The sequence below is a fragment of the Crossiella sp. S99.2 genome, assembly GCF_023094165.1.
In the GTDB taxonomy this organism is placed as follows: Bacteria; Actinomycetota; Actinomycetes; order Mycobacteriales; family Pseudonocardiaceae; genus Crossiella.
The window spans coordinates 466597-484213 of sequence record NZ_JALMDK010000007.1 but is presented as its reverse complement, the minus strand read 5'-3'; the positions used below and the strand labels follow the sequence as shown (position 1 = coordinate 484213).

The 17617-nt window shown below is 72.8% G+C and carries 2 protein-coding genes; both read right to left on the bottom strand.

Translation table 11 applies throughout. The annotated features are described in order from the left end of the window. Positions 1-19 precede the first annotated feature (19 nt). Positions 20-11506, bottom strand: coding sequence for a type I polyketide synthase (locus MZC64_RS28460; RefSeq protein ID WP_247761688.1), 11487 nt, complete (start codon positions 11504-11506; stop codon positions 20-22). Further along, positions 11503-17496 (bottom strand): type I polyketide synthase, encoded by a 5994-nt coding sequence (locus MZC64_RS28455; RefSeq protein ID WP_282105988.1) that lies wholly within the window; start codon positions 17494-17496, stop codon positions 11503-11505. The genes MZC64_RS28460 and MZC64_RS28455 overlap by 4 nt, the downstream gene beginning before the upstream one ends. Between the last annotated feature and the right edge of the window lie 121 nt (positions 17497-17617).

The window sequence follows — 17617 nt, the reverse complement described above, 5'->3', positions numbered from 1 at the left end:
CCGTCGGCTACAGAGCTCGTCATTCCTGCGGTGCAGCGAAGTTGTCGTCGATGAGGTCGAACAGTTCCTCCACCGACACCGAGTTGATGTCGGCTTCGGAGGGTCCGTCCTCGCGCGGTTCGTCGCGCCGCAGCGCGGCGGCGAGTTCGTCCAGTCGCCGCAGCAGCACGGCCCGGTCGGCGCGGGCCGCGGCCGGGTCGGTGAGCGCGGTTTCCAGCTGTCCCAACAGTTCCAGCGGTGATTCGACCCGGGTCAGGTCGGTCAGGTTGAACTCGGTGAGCAGGTGCCCGACCAGCGCGTTGATCGTCGGGTAGTCGAACACCAGGGTGGCGGGCAGTCGCCTGCCCACCGCCGCGCCGAGCTTGTTGCGCAGCTCGACCGCGGTGAGCGAGTCGAAGCCGAGGTCCTTGAACGTGCGGTCGGGAGCGACCGCGTCCGCGCCGCTGAAGCCGAGTACCGCGGCCACGTGTTCGCGGGCGATGGCGCCGAGCAGTTCGCGCCGGGCCTCGGGGCTCAGCGTGGCCAGCCTGGCCTCCAGACCACCCGCGCCGGTACTGGTCTTGGCGGCGCTGCGGCGGTCCTTTTTGGTCAGTTCGCGCAGTACCGCGGACAGGTCCGGGTCGGCTGCGAGGGCGTTGCGGTCCAGCACCAGCGGCAGGGTGAGGGCCCGGTCGGTGGCTGCGGCCGCGTCGAACATGGCCAGGCCCTGCGCCACCGTGAACGGCACAATTCCCTTGCGCCGCAACCGGTCGTGGTCGGCGGCGCTGAGGTGGCCGGTCATCCCGGTGGCCTGCGCCCAGGCGCCCCAGGCCAGGGACACCGCGGCCAAACCGTCGGCGCGGCGTTGCTGGCACAGCGCGTCCAGCCAGGCATTCGCCGCGGCGTAGTTGGCCTGGCCTGCGGTGCCGAGCACGCCGGTGGCGGAGGAGAAGACCACAAATCCGGCCAGGTCGAGTTCGCGGGTGGCCTGGTGCAGGTGCCAGGCGGCGTCGATCTTGGGCCGCAGCACCCGGTGCAGCTGGTCGGGGGTGAGACTGTCCACAGTGGCGTCGTCCAGGACCCCGGCCGCGTGCACCACGGCGGTGAGTCCGCCGCGTGCGGTCAGGTCGGCGACAAGTGCTTGCACCGCAGCGGGATCGCTGGTGTCGCAGGCGACGATCTCGGCGCGGGTGCCGGTGGCGGCGAGTTCCTCGGCCAGTTCGGTGGCGCCTTCGGCGTTGGCGCCGCTGCGGCTGGCCAGCACCAGCCAGTCGAAGCCCTGACTCGCCAGGTGCCGGGCGAGTTCGCGGCCGAGGCCGCCGGTGCCGCCGGTGATCAGCACCGCGCGACTGGTGTCCCAGGTGCGCGGGATGGTGAGCACGAGCTTGCCGGTGTGCTTGGCCTGACTCATGAACCGGAAGGCGTCCACCGCGCGCCGCAGGTCCCAGGACCTGGTGGGCAGCGGGGTGATCGCCCCCTGCTCGAAGAGTTCGAGCAGCTCGTTGAGCATCCCGCGGGTGCGTTCCGGACCGGCCTCGTCGACGTGGAACGCCTCGTAGACCACGCCGGGCCACGGCGCGAGTTCGGCTTCGGTGCGTACGTCGTTGACGCCCATCTCGGCGAACCGGCCGCCGGGGGCGAGCAGGCCGAGCGAGGCGTCCACGAATTCGTTGGCCAGGGAGTTGAGCACCACGTCCACGGCGGGGAACTGGGTGGCGAAGTCCAGGGTGCGGGTGGAGGCGATGTGGTCGTCGGGGATGCCGAGGCCGCGCAGGGTGTCCCACTTGGGTTCGCTGGCGGTGGCGTAGACCTCGGCGCCCAGGTGCTGGGCGAGCTGGATGGCGGCCATGCCGACGCCGCCGGTGCCGGCGTGGATGAGCACCTTCTCGCCGGGCTTGAGCGCGGCGATGTCGACCAGGCCGTAGTAGGCGGTGAGGTAGGCGGCGGGCACGCTGGCGGCCTCGACGTCGGTCCAGTCGGCCGGGATCCGGGCCACGTGCCGGTGATCGACGACCACCATCGGCCCGAATCCGCCGTCAACCACACCGAGCACCCGGTCACCGGGGGCCAGATCGTCAACGCCAGGACCGGTTTCCACCACCACGCCGACGGCTTCGGCGCCCATCTGCCCGGCCATGCCCTCGATCTGGTCGAGGACCTTGCCGTAGCCGAGGGTGCCGAGCACATCGCGGAAGTTGATGCCCGCGGCGCGGATCGCCACCCGCACCTTGCCCTCGGTGAGCGGGAGGTCGGCGGCGGTGGTCGGCACCAGGCCGAGTCCGTCCACCGAGCCGGGGTTGCGGGCGTCCATCCGCCAGTCCCGGCGGTGGATCGGGGCGAGCAGGGTGCTGGTGTCGGGAACCAGGCGGGGCACGCAGACCTGGCCGTCGATGACGGCGAGCTGTGGTTCGTTGCCCTCGGCCAGGTGCGGCAGGGCGAGTGGAATGTCCTCAGTGGACTCGATGTCCAGGAGGCCGAAGCGGCCGGGATGTTCGGAGAGCGCGGTGCGCACCAGGCCCCAGGCGGTGGCTGCGGCCAGGTCCTGACCGGAGCGCGCGCCCTGGGTGATCAGCACCAGCCGCGAGCCATCGTACTGTTCGGCCAGCCACTGCTGCACCAGGTTCAGGGTCAACTCGGCGGTGTCGTGCGCGGAGCTAACCGGGTCACCGGCCACTGTGGACAGTGGGAAAAGGACGGTCGGCGGGATCTCGGTGAGTTCGGCCAGATCCGCCACGGTGACCAGCCCGGCTGGGTCGGTGCCCGCAGTGGTCAGCGGCGTCCAGTCCACTGTGTACAGCGAGACGGGCTCGCTGCTGGTGATTGCCGCACCCGAGGCCGCGCGCAGGCGCAGGGACTGGGTGGTGAAGACGAGTGCGCCGGTCTCGTCGGCCACGGTCAGTGCGACCAGGCTGTCGGCGCCGTCCGCGCCGAGGTGGCGCAGTCGGGCGCGCAGCGCGGTCGCGCCGGTGGCGTGCAGGTCGGCGTGCTCCCAGGCGAACGGGAGGGCACCTGCGGCGACCTCCTGGTCGGAGATCAGCACGGTCTGCAGGGCCGCGTCCAGCAACGCCGGGTGCAGGCCAAAACCGTTGACTGACAAGCGTTCCGGGAGGCTGATCTCGGCCAGGACCTCGCCGTCGGCGTGCCAGGCGCGGGTGAGGCCGCGGAAGGCGGGGCCGTACTGGTAGCCGGAGTCGGCGGCCTGCTCGTAGAAGGCGGCCAGGTCGATCTCGACCGCGCCGCGCGGCGGCCACACCGCGTCGAAGTCCGCTGTCTGGTCAGGGGTTCCGGGGGCGAGGACGCCGGTGGCGTGCCGGGTCCAGGCGGCGTCGGCGGTGCGGGCGTGCACGGCCAGGGTGCGGCGGCCGTCCTCGTCGGGGGCCTCCACCTTGACCTGGATCTCGACCTCCCGACCGGTCGGTAGGACCAGCGGCGCGCCGAGGATCAGTTCCTCGACCCGGCCGCAGTCGACCTCATCGCCCGCGCGGACCGCGAGTTCGACAAATGCGGTGGCGGGCAGGATGGCGGTGCCGTTGACCTGGTGGTCGGACAGCCAGGGCTGGGTGTCCCTGGACAGCCGGCCGGTGAGCAGCACACCCGAGCCGTCACCGAGGGGTACCGCGGCACCCAGCACCGGGTGGTTGGTCGCGGTCAGGCCGAACGCGGAGGCGTCGCCGGAAAGCTTTGCGGCTGGCCAGAACCGCTGGTGCTGGAACGGGTAGGTGGGCAGGTCCACGATCTGCGCGCCGGTCCCGGCGAACCAGGCCGCCCAGTCGACCAAGCCACCGCGACTCCACCACTGGCCAACGGAGTCCAGCAGGCGCCGGGCGCCGCCCTCGCCACGCCGCAGCGAGCCGGTCACCACGCCCTCGACGCCCGCGGCATCCAGGGTGGCCTCGATCTCGGCCACCAGCACCGGGTGCGGGCTGACCTCGACCACCCGGCGGTGCCCGGACTCGATCAGCCGCTGGATCGAGCCGTGGAAGTCGACCCGCTGGCGCAGGTTGCGGAACCAGTAGCCGCCGTCGAGGTTGGCGGTGTCCAGCCAGTCGCCAGTGACGGTGGAGTAGAACGGGATCCCGCCGGTGCGCGGTTCGACGTCGGCGAGCACCTGGCCGAGTTCTTCTTCCAGGTCGGCGACGAAGTGCGAGTGCGAGGCGTAGTCCACCGCGATCCGCTTGACCCGCAGCTCCTCGGCCTCGCAACCGCGGACGAACTCCTCCAGCGCGGCGACCTCACCGGAGACCACCACGGCGGCGGGACCGTTCACGGCCGCGATCCCAACGCCGTCGCGGAGCCGGGCTTCGACCTCGGCGACGGGCAACGCCACCGAGGCCATGCCACCACATCCGGCCAGCAGCCGGGCGATGAGCTGCGAACGACGGGCAACGACCAAAGCACCGTCCTGCAAGGACAATCCGCCAGCGACGACTGCGGCGGCGACCTCGCCCTGTGAGTGGCCGACCACAGCGTCTGGCTGCACGCCGAGTGACTGCCAGACCGCGGCGAGGGAGACGTTCACGGCCCAGGTGACCGGCTGCACGACGTCGACCCTGGCGAGTAGTTCCTCGTCGGAGAGGGCGTCGACCAGGTGCCAGTCCACGTGTGGGGCAAGGGCTTCGGCGCATTCGGCGAACCGGGCGGCGAAGACCGGGGACTCGTCGAGCAGTTCCCGGGCCATGCCCACCCACTGCGAGCCCTGGCCGGGGAAGACGAACACCGAGCGCGCACCGGCGCCCGGGGCGGGCACGGTGCCGGACTCGGCGAAGGCGCGCAGCGAGTCTGCCAGCTCGGCGGAGTTCCCGCCCACGACCACGGTGCGCACCGGCAGCGCGGCCCGCCCGGTGGCGAGGGAGAAGCCGACATTGGTAGCGCCCTCGGCAAGGGTGTCGGCCAGGCGAACTGCCTGTGCCTTCAGCGCCTCCGCCGACTTCGCCGAGAGCACCAGCGGCACCACAGCAATTTCCGCAGCACTACCAACCGGTCGGTCGGGAGCCTGTTCCAGGATCACGTGCGCGTTGGTTCCGCTGGCGCCGAAGGAAGAGACTCCGGCCCGGCGCGGCCGGTCGACCTCGGGCCAGGGCACCGTCTCGGTCAGCAACTCGACCGAGCCCGCGGCCCAGTCCACGTGACTGGTCCGGTCAGACACGTGCAGGGTCTTGGGTGCGGCGCCGTGCTCCATCGCCTGCACCATCTTGATCACACCCGCCACTCCGGCTGCTGCCTGGGTGTGGCCGAAGTTGGACTTGATCGAGCCCAGCAGCAGCGGGTTGGGCCGGTTCTGGCCGTAGACGTCGACCAGGGCCTGGGCCTCGATCGGGTCTCCGAGCGTCGTGCCGGTGCCGTGGCCCTCGACCACGTCGACCTCGGCGGCGGCCAGGCCGGCGTCGTGCAGTGCGGACAGGATCACCCGCTGCTGGGACGGGCCATTCGGTGCGGTCAGGCCGTTGGAGGCACCGTCCTGGTTGACCGCGGTGCCGCGCACGATCGCGCGCACCCGGTGGCCAAGTCGCACGGCGTCGGAAAGTCGTTCCAGGACAAGGACACCCACGCCCTCGCCCCAGCCGGTGCCGTCGGCGGAGTCGGAGAATGCCTTGCAGCGCCCGTCGATCGCGAGCCCGCCCTGGCGGGAGAACTCGACGAACAGGCTCGGCGTGGACAGCACGGTCACCCCGCCGACCAGCGCCAGGGAGCACTCCCCCGAACGCAGTGCCCGGGTGCCCAGGTGCAGGGCGACCAGCGAGGAGGAGCACGCGGTGTCGACGGTGACCGCCGGGCCTTCCAGGCCGAGGGCGTAGGAGACCCGGCCGGAGGCGACGCTGGGCGCGCTGCCGGTGGACTGGAAGCCCTCGAACTCGCCGCCGCCCAGCAGGGTCGCGTAGTCGCTGTACATGACACCGGCGAACACCCCGGTCTCGCTGCCCTTGAGTGTGCCGGGGTCGATGCCCGCGTGTTCCAGGGCCTCCCAGGCGTTTTCGAGCAGCAGCCGGTGCTGGGCGTCGGTGGCCATGGCCTCGCGCGGGGACATGCCGAAGAAGGCCGCGTCGAAATCGCCCGCGCCGTAAAGGAAACTGCCCAGGCGGGTGTGCGAGGTGCCCAGGCGGTCCGGGGTGGGGTCGAACAGGCGGGCGGTGTCCCAGCCGCGGTCCAGGGGGAAGTCCGAGGTGGTGTCGGTGCCCGCGGCGACCAGTCGCCACAGGTCGGCGGGGCCTTCGATGCCGCCGGGGTAGCGGCAGGCCATGCCGACGATGACCACCGGGTCGTCGTCGGTGGCGGACTGCGGGCGGGCGCTGGTGGTGGCGGCCGCGCGCGGGGTGAGTTCGAGGATGGCGGCGATACGGCCCGCGATGGCCTCGGGAGTCGGGTAGTCGAAGGCCAGGGTGGAGGTCAGCGCGGCGCCGGTGGCGGCGGTGAGCCTGCGGCGCAGTTCCACCGCCATCAGCGAGTCCAGGCCGCGGGAGACCAGGGCCTCGTCGGCGGGCACGCCGGACGGATCGGTGATGCCCAGGACGCCCGCTGCCTCGCGGACCACGATCGCGGTCAACTCGGCGAGCTGCTTGTCCCTGGGCAGCGCAGCCAGGCGGTCCTTGAGGGTTTCGGGTTCGTCGGCGGTGCGGGCGGCGGCCTGGCGCGGGGCCAGCCGGACGAGGGTGCGCAGGACCGCGGACAGGTGGCCGCCCTGCTCGGCCTCCTGCCGCGGTCCGCGCAGGTCGAGGCGGACCGGGGCGAGGGCGGGCTCGGTCCGGCCGAGCGCGGTGTCCAGCAGGCCAAGCCCGTGCCGCAGTGGGAAGGCGACAATGCCCTGCCTGCGCATCCGGGCGAGTTCGGCGGTGCCGAGGTGGCCGGTCATACCGTCCGCGTCGGGTTCCCACAGGCCCCAGGCGAGGCTGGTGGCGGGCAGGCCGGCGCGCTGGCGGCGGGCGGCGATCTCGTCGAGCACGGAGTTGGCGGCGGCGTAGGTGCTCTGACCCGCCGTGCCGAGCACGCCGGCGGCCGAGGAGAACAGCACGAACGCGGCCAGTGGCGCGTCCCTGGTCAGCTCACACAGGTGCAGCGCGCCGGAGACCTTGGCGTTGAAGACCTCGGCCAGCCGCGCGCCGTTCTGGTGCAGCAGCAGGCCGTCGTCCAGGACCCCGGCCAGGTGCACCACGGCAGTGAGCGGGGTGTCGATGCTGTCCAGGAGTGCGGCCACGGCGTCCCGGCCGGCGACGTCGCAGGCCACGATCCGGGCCTGGGCGCCCGCGGCGGCCAGGGTTTCGGCGAGTTCGGTGGCGCCGGGGGCGTCGGGGCCGCGGCGGGAGGTGAGCACCAGGTTGCGGGCGCCGTGCGCGCGGACCAGGTGTTGTGCCACGGCCGCGCCGAGCTGGCCGGTGCCGCCGGTGATCAGCACGGTGCCGTCCGGGTCGAGCCGGACGGTCTCGTTGATCTCGTCGAACAGCCGGGCCAGCCGCGGGGTGTACAGGCCGTCCTCGCGCACCAGGAGTTCGGGTTCGGGCAGGTCCAGGGCGGTGTCGGGCAGGGTGCGGGTGCCGACGTCGATCCAGCGCAGCACCCGGTCCGGGTGTTCGGCGCGGGCGGAACGCAGCAGGCCGCGCACGGCCGCGCCGGCCAGTCCACCGCCGCTGACCCAGACCAGTTCGGCCGCGGGGGCTTCGGTGAGGACACGCTGGATCGCGGCCAGGGCCTCGGCTGCGGCCTCGGCGACCGGGAAGTCCTCCCGGCCGGTCGCGTCGATGATCACTCGCTCGATGTCGGCGGGCAGTTCGCCGAGCGGGAGCGTTCCCGTGAACGTGCTCGGCCGGGCGGCGGGCTCAGCGGGCGCGGTGACCCGCTGCTCCTCGATCCGGTAGAGGTCCTGGGTACGTCCGGCGCCGGCCTGGATCTGCTCGGGCCGGGCGGTGCGCAGGTCCAGGCGCTGCACCCGGGCCACCGGCGCGCCGGTGGTGTCGGCCAACCACACGGACAGGCGACGGCCATCGGAGGTGGCCTCGGCCTGTACCCGCACGCGCAGTTCGCTCGCGCCGGTGGCGAAGAGTTCGACCCCGGACCACTCGAAGGGCATCTGCACGTGGTCGGCGGTCTGGCCGCCGTCGGCGCAGGCCCGCATCACGTTCAGCGCGCCGTCCAGTAGCGCGGGGTGCAGGGCGTAGGGCTCGCCGTCCAGGCCGTCGGGCAGCCGGACCGTGCCGTAGCCGATGCCGTCGCGCACCCAGAGTCCGGTGGTGGTCAGGAAGCCGGGGCCGTAGTCCACGCCCTGGTCGGCGAAGCGGTCGTAGAGGCCGTCCAGTTCGACCACCTCCGCACCGGGCACCGGCCATTCGCGCAGGTCGGCGAACTCGGGGGCGTCGGTGGCGGCGGGGGCGGAGTCGAGTTCACCGGCGGCGTGCAGGGTCCACTCGTGTTCCGCGCCGGAGGGGCGGCTGTGGATCGCGATCGGGTGGCGGCCGTCGACCGCGGGGCCGATGGCGACCTGGACGCGCACCGAGGAGGTCTCGGGCAGCATCATCGGCGCCACCATGACCAGGCTGGTGACCTGGGCCAGACCGAGCCGGTGCGCGGCGGCGATGGCCAGTTCCATCAGCCCGGTGCCGGCCAGCACGATGTGGCCGTGCACCACGTGATCGCCCAGCCACGGGTGTTCGGTGACGGAGAGGCGACCGGCGAGCACCTGGCCGAGCCCACCGGCCAGCGCGGGTTCCACGATCAGCCAGGGGTGGGTGAGCGGGGCGAGTTCCAGTGCGCCGTCGGCGCCGCGCGGGGTGACCCAGTAGCGGCTGCGCTGGAACGGGTAGGTGGGCAGGTCGACCGGGCGCAGGTCGGTGTCGGTGAACACGGCGGGCCAGTCGACCTCGATGCCGTGTGCGTGCGCCTCGGCGAGTCCGGTCAGCACGGCTTCGGCCTCGGGCCGGTCGCGGCGCTGGGCGGCGACCACGGCGACGCGCTGGCGGGCCTCGGCCACGCAGTCGCCGACCATGGCCGCGCCGGAGCCGTCCGGGCCGAGTTCCAGGAACCTGGTGACCCCGGCTTCGAGCAACGTGGTGACGCCCGCGGCGAAGCGGACGGTGGAGCGGACGTGCGAGACCCAGTAGCCGGGGTCGCAGACCTCGGCGCTGATCAGGCCGCCGGTGACGTTGGAGACCAGGCCGATCTCGGGTTCGCGTGCGGTGGCCCGTCCGGCGACCTCGGCGAATTCGGCGAGCATGGGTTCCATCAGCGGCGAGTGGTAGGCGTGCTCCATGACCAGGCGCTTGACCTCGCGGCCCTGGGCAAGCAGCGTTTCGGTGATCTCCTCGATGGCGGCGACGGTGCCGGAGAGGATGACCGAGTTGGGTCCGTTGACCAGTCCGGCGACCAGTTCGTGCTCGCGGTTTTCCAGCAGTGGCAACAGGTCCTGCTCGGACGCGCGCACCGCGAGCATGGCGCCGCCGGGCGGCAGCGACTGCATGAGCAGGCCGCGGGCGGCCACCAGCGAGCAGGCGTCGGGCAGGGACCAGACTCCGGCGACGTGCGCGGCGGCGAGTTCGCCGGTGGAGTAGCCGAGGACGTAGTTCGGGACAACGCCCCAGGATTCGACCAGGCGGTAGAGCGCGACCTGGAAGGCGAACAGCGCTGGCTGGGTGAAGCCGATCTGGTTGAGCAGCTCGGCTTCCGGGGTGTCCTTGGCGGCGAAGGTGATCTCGCGCAGCGGCCGGGGCAGCAGCGGATCGAGGTGCGCGCAGACCGCGTCGTAGGCGGCGGCGAAGGCAGGGAAGGTGCGGTACAGCTCGGCGCCCATGGCCGCGCGCTGGGCGCCCTGGCCGGGGAAGACGAACGCGGTCTTGCCCGCGAGCGCGGACCCGGTGACCACGCCGGGAATGGGCTCGCCAGCGGCGATCGCGCGCAGTCCGGCGATCAGCTCGTCGGCGTCGGAGCCGATGACGGCGGCGCGGCGGGCCAGCCGGGCACGGGTGGAGACCAGGGACCAGGCGACGTCGACCGGCCGGTGCCCGGCCACAGCCTCGGCCAGGCTCTCGGCCTGGGCCCGCAACGCGGCCTCGGTGTGCCCCGACAGCACCCACGGCACGATCGGACCGTCCACCCCTCCGTCCCACTTGGGCAAACTCGTACGCCCACTTGGGCCAACTTGGCGTACGACTTGGCCCAAGTCGTCGGCGGGCGCGGGGGCTTGTTCGACGATCATGTGGGCGTTGGTGCCGCTGATGCCGAAGGCGGAGATTCCGGCGCGGTAGGGGCGGTCGGCGGCGGGCAGGATCTGGTGTTCGGTGACCAGGTTGATGCCGCCTACCGACCAGTCGACGCGGGTGCTGGGTTCCTGGGCGTGCAGGGAGCGGGGGGCCTCGCCGCGGCGCAGCGACTCGACGATCTTGATGAACCCGGCGACGCCGGCCGCGGCCTGGGTGTGGCCGAGATTGGACTTGACGCCGCCGAGCAGTGCGGGGGTGCCCCCTGAACGGGCTTTGCCATAGGTGGCAAGCAAAGCGCGGGCTTCGATGGGGTCGCCGAGGCGGGTGCCGGTGCCGTGCGCTTCGAGGAGGTCGACCTCGGCGGCGTCCAGGTCGGCGTCGGCCAGTGCGGCGCGGATGACTCGCTGCTGGGCGTTCGCGCTCGGCGCGGACAGGCCGTTGGAGGCGCCGTCGGAGTTGATCGCGGAGCCGCGGATGACCGCGAGGATCGGGCGGCCGGAAGCCAATGCGGCCGAGAGCGGTTGCAGCAGGACCAGGCCGCTGCCCTCGGAGAAGCCGGTGCCGTCGGCGTCCTCGCTGAACGCGCGGCAGCGCCCGTCCGGCGAGAGCCCGCCCTGGCGGCTGAATTCCACCAGCAGCTGCGGTCCGGCCATCACGGTGGCGCCACCGGCCAGTGCGAGCGAGCACTCCCCCGCGCGCAGTGCCCGCACCGCGCTGTGCAGGGCGACCAGCGAGGAGGAGCAGGCGGTGTCGACGGTGACGGCGGGGCCTTCCAGCCCTAGTACATAAGAGATCCGGCCCGCGAGGACGCTGGCCGCGCCGCCGGTGAGGGCGTGGCCCTCGGAGTCGCCGCTGCCCTGGGTCAGTCCGGCGTAGTCCTGGCCGTTGGTGCCGATGTAGACGCCGACATCGCTGCCGCGCAAGGACTCCGGCACGATCCGGGCCCGTTCCAGGGCCTCCCAGGCGTTTTCCAGCAGCAGTCGCTGCTGCGGGTCCATGGCCAGGGCCTCGCGCGGGGAGATCCCGAAGAAGGCGGCGTCGAATTCGCCTGCCGCGTCAAGGAATCCGCCTGCCCGCGCGTACAGCGTGCCGGGGTTGTCGGGGTCCGGGTCGTACAGGGTGTCCAGGTCCCAGCCGCGGTCGCCGGGCAGCGGCCCGATGGCCTCCTCACCGGCGGCCAGCAGGCGCCAGAGGTCCTCGGGCGAGCTGATGCCACCGGGGAACCGGCAGCTCATCGCGAGCACCGCGATCGGTTCGCTCGACCGGGCGCGCTCCTCGCGAAGCGCGTTCAGTTCGCTGGTGGCCCGCTTGAGGTACTCACGCAGCTTCTGCTCGGTCGCCGTCACGTGTTCCTCCGGCTCATGGTGATGCTGTCGATGAGGTCGAACAGTTCGTCGTCGGAGACGTCCTCCATCGGCGCGGCGGCTTCTTCCGCCACGGCCGGGACGTCCTCGGACGCGTCGAGGTCGAGCTGGGCTAACAGGTGTTGTGCCACCGCGACCGGGGTGGGCTCCTCGAAGACCAGGGTCACCGGCAGCCGCAGACCCGCTTCCGCGCTGATCCGCTTGCTCAGGTCGGCCCCGGTCACCGAGTCGATGCCCAGGTCGCGGAAGGTGCTGGTCTCCTCGGGCCGGTCGCCGCGCCGGTAGCCGAGCACGGTGGCGGTGTGCCGCAGCACCACGTCCAGCACGAGTTCGGGGCGGCGGCGGGCGGGCAGGGCTACCAACCGTTCAGTCAGGCTCTCCTCCGCCGCCGTTTCGGCGGGGGCGGTGCGGCGGGCGTCGGGCAGGTCGGCCAGCAACGCGCTGGGGCGCAACGCGGTGAGGGTCGGGGTGAAGCGGTCCCAGTTGATGTCGGCGACCAGCTGGGTGGCCCGGCCCCCGTCGATGGCCTCCTGCAGGGCACGCAGGGCCAGTTCCGGGTCCATGCAGTTGATGCCGTGCCGTTCCAGGGTGGGGCGCACCGCGGAGGTGGCCATGCCGTCGCCGTCCCAGGCGCCGAAGGCGACCGAGGTGGCGGGCTGGCCCTGGGCGCGGCGCAGTTCGGCGAGCGCGTCCAGACCGGCGTTGGCCGGGGCGTAGTTGCCCTGGCCGGGAATGCCCACCGTGGCGCCGATGGTGGAGAAGAGCACGAACGCGGACAGGTTCATTCCGGCGGTCTGCTCGTGCAGGTTCCACGCGCCGGCGATCTTGGCCCGCTGGGCCACCGCGACCTGTTCCAGGTGCAGGGCGTGCAGTGGCGCGTCGGCCAGCACGGCGGCGGTGTGCACCACCGCGTCGAGGTCGCCGATCCGGTCCAGCAAGGTGCGCAGTTGCACCCGGTCGGCGACGTCGCAGGCCTCGATCCGGGTGTGCACGCCGCGGGCGGTGAGTTCCGCGCGCAGTTCGGCCGCGCCGGGTGCGGCCGGGCCGCGGCGGCTGACCAGCACGATCCGGTCCGCGCCGCGGTCGGCCAGCCAGCGGGCCACGTGCCCGCCGAGCGCGCCGGTGCCGCCGGTGACCAGCACGGTGCCACGCGGCCGCCAGTCGGCGTGGTCGGCGCGCTGGTCGGCGGGGCGGACCAGGCGGCAGGCCAGGGTGCCGAAGGATCGCAGGGCGAGCTGGTCCTCGCCGTCGCCGCGGGTGAGCGCGGCGGCGAGCTGCCGCCAGCTGCCCTCGCGGGGCAGTGCGGGCACGTCGATCAGGCCGCCCCAGCGGTCGTGGTGCTCGTGTCCGGCGACCCGGCCCATCCCCCAGATCATCCGCTGGTCCGGGCGGACCTCGTGGTCGCCGGGGTCGGTGATCATCGCGCCGCTGGTCACGCACCACAGCGGCGCGCTGATCCCGGCGTCGCCCAGTGCCTGCACGGCAAGCAAAGTGGCCGCGTAGCCGGCGGGCACACCGGGGTGGTCGATCCGGTCGCCGGGGATCAGCGCGAGCAGGCTGAGCACGCCGGTGAGGTCCTCGCCGAGGGCGGATTCGCAGACGGCGGAGAGGGTTTCCCGGCTCGGGTGGTGCTCGCATTCCAGGGTGATCAGCCGCATGCCTTGCTGGGCAAGGACATCGACGGCTTCCACCCAGGGGCCTTCGCCCTTGGGGGTGAGCACGAGCCAGGTGCCGGTGGCCGGGCAGGCGGTGGGTTCGGCGACCGAGCGCCAGGCGGTGGCGTAGCGCCAGTTGCCGATCATGCCAGCCGCGTTCTCCCTGCGGTGCCAGCCGGCGAGGGCGGCGACGAGTTCGGGCAGGGTGGCGGCGGGTGAGATGGCCAGGAGGCTCTGCAGACCGTCCAGATCGGCCTGTTGCACCAGGTTCCAGAAGGATTCGGCGGGCTGGGCGGCGGCCGGAGTGACCGCGGGGGTGCTCTCCAGCCAGTAGTGCTGGTGCTGGAAGCGGTAGGCGGGCAGGTCTACCAACCGAGCGGTCGGGAGCTGCCAGTCCACTGGCAGGCCGTGCGCCTGGGCGTGGGCGAGCGCGGTGAGGAACCGGCGGCGGCCACCGTCGTCGCGGCGCAGGCTACCGAAGGCGACCGCCTCGGGGCTGGCGTCCTGGATGCCCATGGTGAGCACCGGGTGCGGGCTGACCTCGATGAAGATCCGGTGCCCTGCTTCGATCAGCGCGCCGATGGTGGCCTCGAACTCCACTGTGGACCGGAGGTTGTCGTACCAGTACTGGGCGTTGAGGCCGCGGGTGTCCAGGGCCTCGCCGGTGACGGTGGAGTAGAAGGCGGCCTGGGCCTTGCGCGGCCGGATCGGGGCCAGCTCGGCCAGGAGTTCATCCACAATGGACTCGACGTGGGCGGAGTGCGAGGCGTAGTCCACCGGGAGTTGCCGGGCGCGCACGCCGTCGGCTTCGAGTTGGACGATGAATTCGGCGAGGGCTTCGGGGTCGCCGGAGACCACGGTGGAGCCGGGTCCGTTGGCGGCGGCCAGGGAGATCCGGCCATCCCATTCTTCCAGGCGGGCAACGGCTTCGGCGCGGGAGAGCATGGTGGAGACCATGCCGCCGCGGCCGGCCAGGGTGCGGGCGATGGCCTGGGAGCGCAGCGCCACGATCCGCGCGCCGTCTTCCAGGGAGAGCGCGCCGACCGCACAGGCGGCGGCGATCTCGCCCTGGGAGTGGCCGACCACCGCGGCCGGGCGCACACCGTGTGCGGCCCAGAGCGCGGCCAGGGAGACCATCACGGCCCACAGTGCGGGCTGCACCACGTCGACCCGGCGCAGCGCGTCCTCGTCGGCGAGGGCCTCGGTCAGGGTCCAGTCGGTGTAGGGCTTGAGGGCTTGCTGGCAGTCGGCGAGCGCGGCGGCGAAGGCCGGGGCGCTGTCCAGGAGGTCCAGGGCCATGCCAGCCCACTGCGAGCCCTGGCCGGGGAAGACCAGCACCGGGCCGGGCTGGTCTTTGGCCCGGCCCAGGACCAGTCCGGGTGCTTCCTCGCCGGCGGCCAGCGCGGCGAGTCCGTCGAGGAGTTCCTGGCGGTCGCCGACCAGCACCGCGCGGTGCTCGAAGGCGGTGCGGGTGGCGGCCAGGGAATGGCCGACGTCGGCGATCCGCAGGCCGGGGTTGGCGCTTACGTGGGTGCGCAGGGCGTCGGCCTGGGCGCGCAGGGCGGGGGCGGACTGGGCGGAGAGCGGCCAGGCCACCGGTTCGCCGGAGTCGGCGCCGCCGTCGACGGCGGTCCAGTCGACGTCCACGCCGTCTGTCCACAGTAGACCGAGCAGGTCTTCGAGGGTTTCTGGTGCGGAGCGGTCCCGGCGGCAGGTCCAGAACACTTCGGTACCAAGGGTTTTGGCGACCGAGACGCGCAGCACCGGGTGCGGGCCGATCTCCACTACCCTGCTTCCCACGGGGAGTGCGCGCACGGCCTTGACCAGGCGCATCGGCTCGCACATGTTGCGGGCCCAGTAGGCCGCGTCCAGGGCGGTCCCGGCCAGTTCGGCGCCGGTGACGGTGGAGATGAAGGGGATCGTGGTCTCGGCGGGGGTGAGATCGCCGAGCAGGGTGATCAGCTCGGCGGCCAGGGGGCTGAGTTCGCGGCTGTGCGAGGGGTAGTCGATGGCCACCCTGGCGGTGAAGATCCCGGCCTCGCCGAGTTCCTGTTCGGCGGCGGCGATGGCGGCGATGTTGCCGGACAGGGCGACCTGCCCCGGCGACAACTCCCCGGCCAGGGTGAGCCGGTCGCCGAAGCGTTGTTCCGCCTCGGCCACATCGAGATCGCAGACCAGCACGGTGCCGGTGCCGGAAGCTCGTTCGCCGACCAGGCGGGACCAGAGTCCGATGACCTGGGCGCCCTGGGCGGTGGTCAGCGCACCGGCGGCGACCGCGGCGGCCACCTCGCCGACGCTCTGCCCGAACACCGCCGCGGGCCGGGCACCCCAGGCTTCCAGGGTGCGGAAGAGCGCGACCTGCACCGCGAACAGCACGGGCTGCACCACCTCGACCCTTTCCAGGGGCCGGGCGGAGGTCAGGTCGGCCAGCACGGACCGGCCGAGCACCGAAGTGAGGTGAGCGTCCACTTCGGACAGTTCGGCGCGGAACTCGGGCTGGGTCAACAGGTCCCGGCCCATGCCGGTCCACTGGCTGCCGTGGCCGGAGAAGCCAAAGACCAGCGGCGCGTCGGTGGCCTCGCCGACGGTGGCGCGGGCCAGCAGGTCGGCCAGGTCACCGGGTCGGTCCAAGGCGGCGAAGGCTCGGTGCGGACCGGATCCGTTGTGCGGCAACGAAGTGATCGAGCCGCGGGCGGTATCGGCGATGTCCCGCCACAGCTGCTCGGCGCTGTCCGCGGCCAGCGCGACCAGGTTCCGGCGGCGGGCGGGCGGCTGGGCCAGCGCGAGGTGCACGTTGGTGCCACCGAAGCCGAAGCCGCTGACCCCGGCGTAACGCGGGCCCTCGGGCCAGGCACTGCGATCGGTGACCACCTGGAGGCGTTCGGCGGCGAAGTCGATGGCCGGGTTGGGCGCCTCGAAGTGCAGGCTGGCCGGGAGTTCGCCGTGGTGCAGCGAGAGCGCGGTCTTGAGCAGGCCGAGCACGCCCGCGGCGGGTTCGAGGTGGCCGAAGTTCGTCTTGGCCGAGCCGATCCGCAGTGGTTCCACCCGGTCCGGCGCGAAAACCTCGCCGAGTGCGGAGGCTTCGATCACGTCGCCGAGCTTGGTGCCGGTGCCGTGAGCCTCCACATAGGACACCTGGGCGGGCGCGATCCCGGCGGACTGCCAGGCCTGGCGCAGCACGTCGGTCTGTGCCTCGGGGTTGGGCGCGGTGAGGCCGTTGGAGGCGCCGTCGTTGTTCATCGCGCTGCCCAGCAGCACCGCGTAGATCCGGTCACCCTCGCGCAGCGCGTCGGAAAGCCTGCGCAGCACCACGATGCCGCAGCCCTCGCTGCGCACGTAGCCGTTGGCGCCTGCGTCGAAGGCCCGGCACTGGGCGTCCGGGTTGACCCCGCCGAACTTGGTCATCGCGACCGTGGTGTGCGGGGTGAGCATCAGGTTCACGCCACCGGCCAGGGCCAGGTCGGACTCGCCGCGGCGCAGGCTGTGCGCGGCCAGGTGCACCGCGGCCAGGGAGGAGCTGCACGCGGAGCCGACGGAGAGCGCAGGGCCTTGCAGGCCAAGGGCATAGGCGACCCGGGCGGGCACGATCGAGGTGTCCCAGCCGACCGCGGAGTGCGAGCCGGTCGCGTTCGGGTCGGCGCCGGTGGCCTGCTGGTACTCCTGCCACATGGTGCCCAGGAACACCCCGGTCCGGGTGCCGGTCAGCCCGGTCGGCACGATCCGCGCGTCCTCCAGCGCGGACCAGGCCACCTCCAGGGTGATCCGCTGCTGCGGGTCGGTGTGCTCGGCCTCCGCGGGTGACATGCGGAAGAAGGCCGCGTCGAACCCGGCGATATCGTCCAGGAACCCGCCGCGGCGGGTGGTCATCTTGCCGGGCTGGGCCACGTCCTGGTCGAACCAGGCGTCGGCGTTCCAGCGATCGGCAGGCACCGGCCCAATCGCGTCCACCTCGCCGAGCAGCGCGTCCCAGAGCTGGCCAGGGGAGCCGATACCGCCGGGCAGGCGGCAGCCCAGCCCGACGATCGCGATCGGCTCATCCCGCATCGTGGGAGCCGCCTGCACCGCCACGGCCGGGGCCGGGGCCCCGTCCAGGAAGGCGGTCAGCGCGGCCACCGTGGGGTGCCGGTACGGCGCCCAGGCGGGCACCGGCCGCCCCAGCCGCCGGGACAACTCCTCGGTCAGGCCGGTCAGACCGGCCGAGTCCAGACCCAGCTCACGCAGTGCCACCTCGGCTGGGACCGCGTCCGCGGCCATTCCTAGCCGCGTGGCCGCGGCAGCGCGCACGTGTGCCAGACATGTATCGGCCTCACTTCGCATCCCGACCACCTTGCCGCCGTTTCCCAGGGGATTCCCGGAGCGACGTTACAAACGGCCAACTGCGGATTCCCCCAGACACGGGCGCGCGGAATCTCTAGCAGTTTCCGGGATGGGCGGGCTT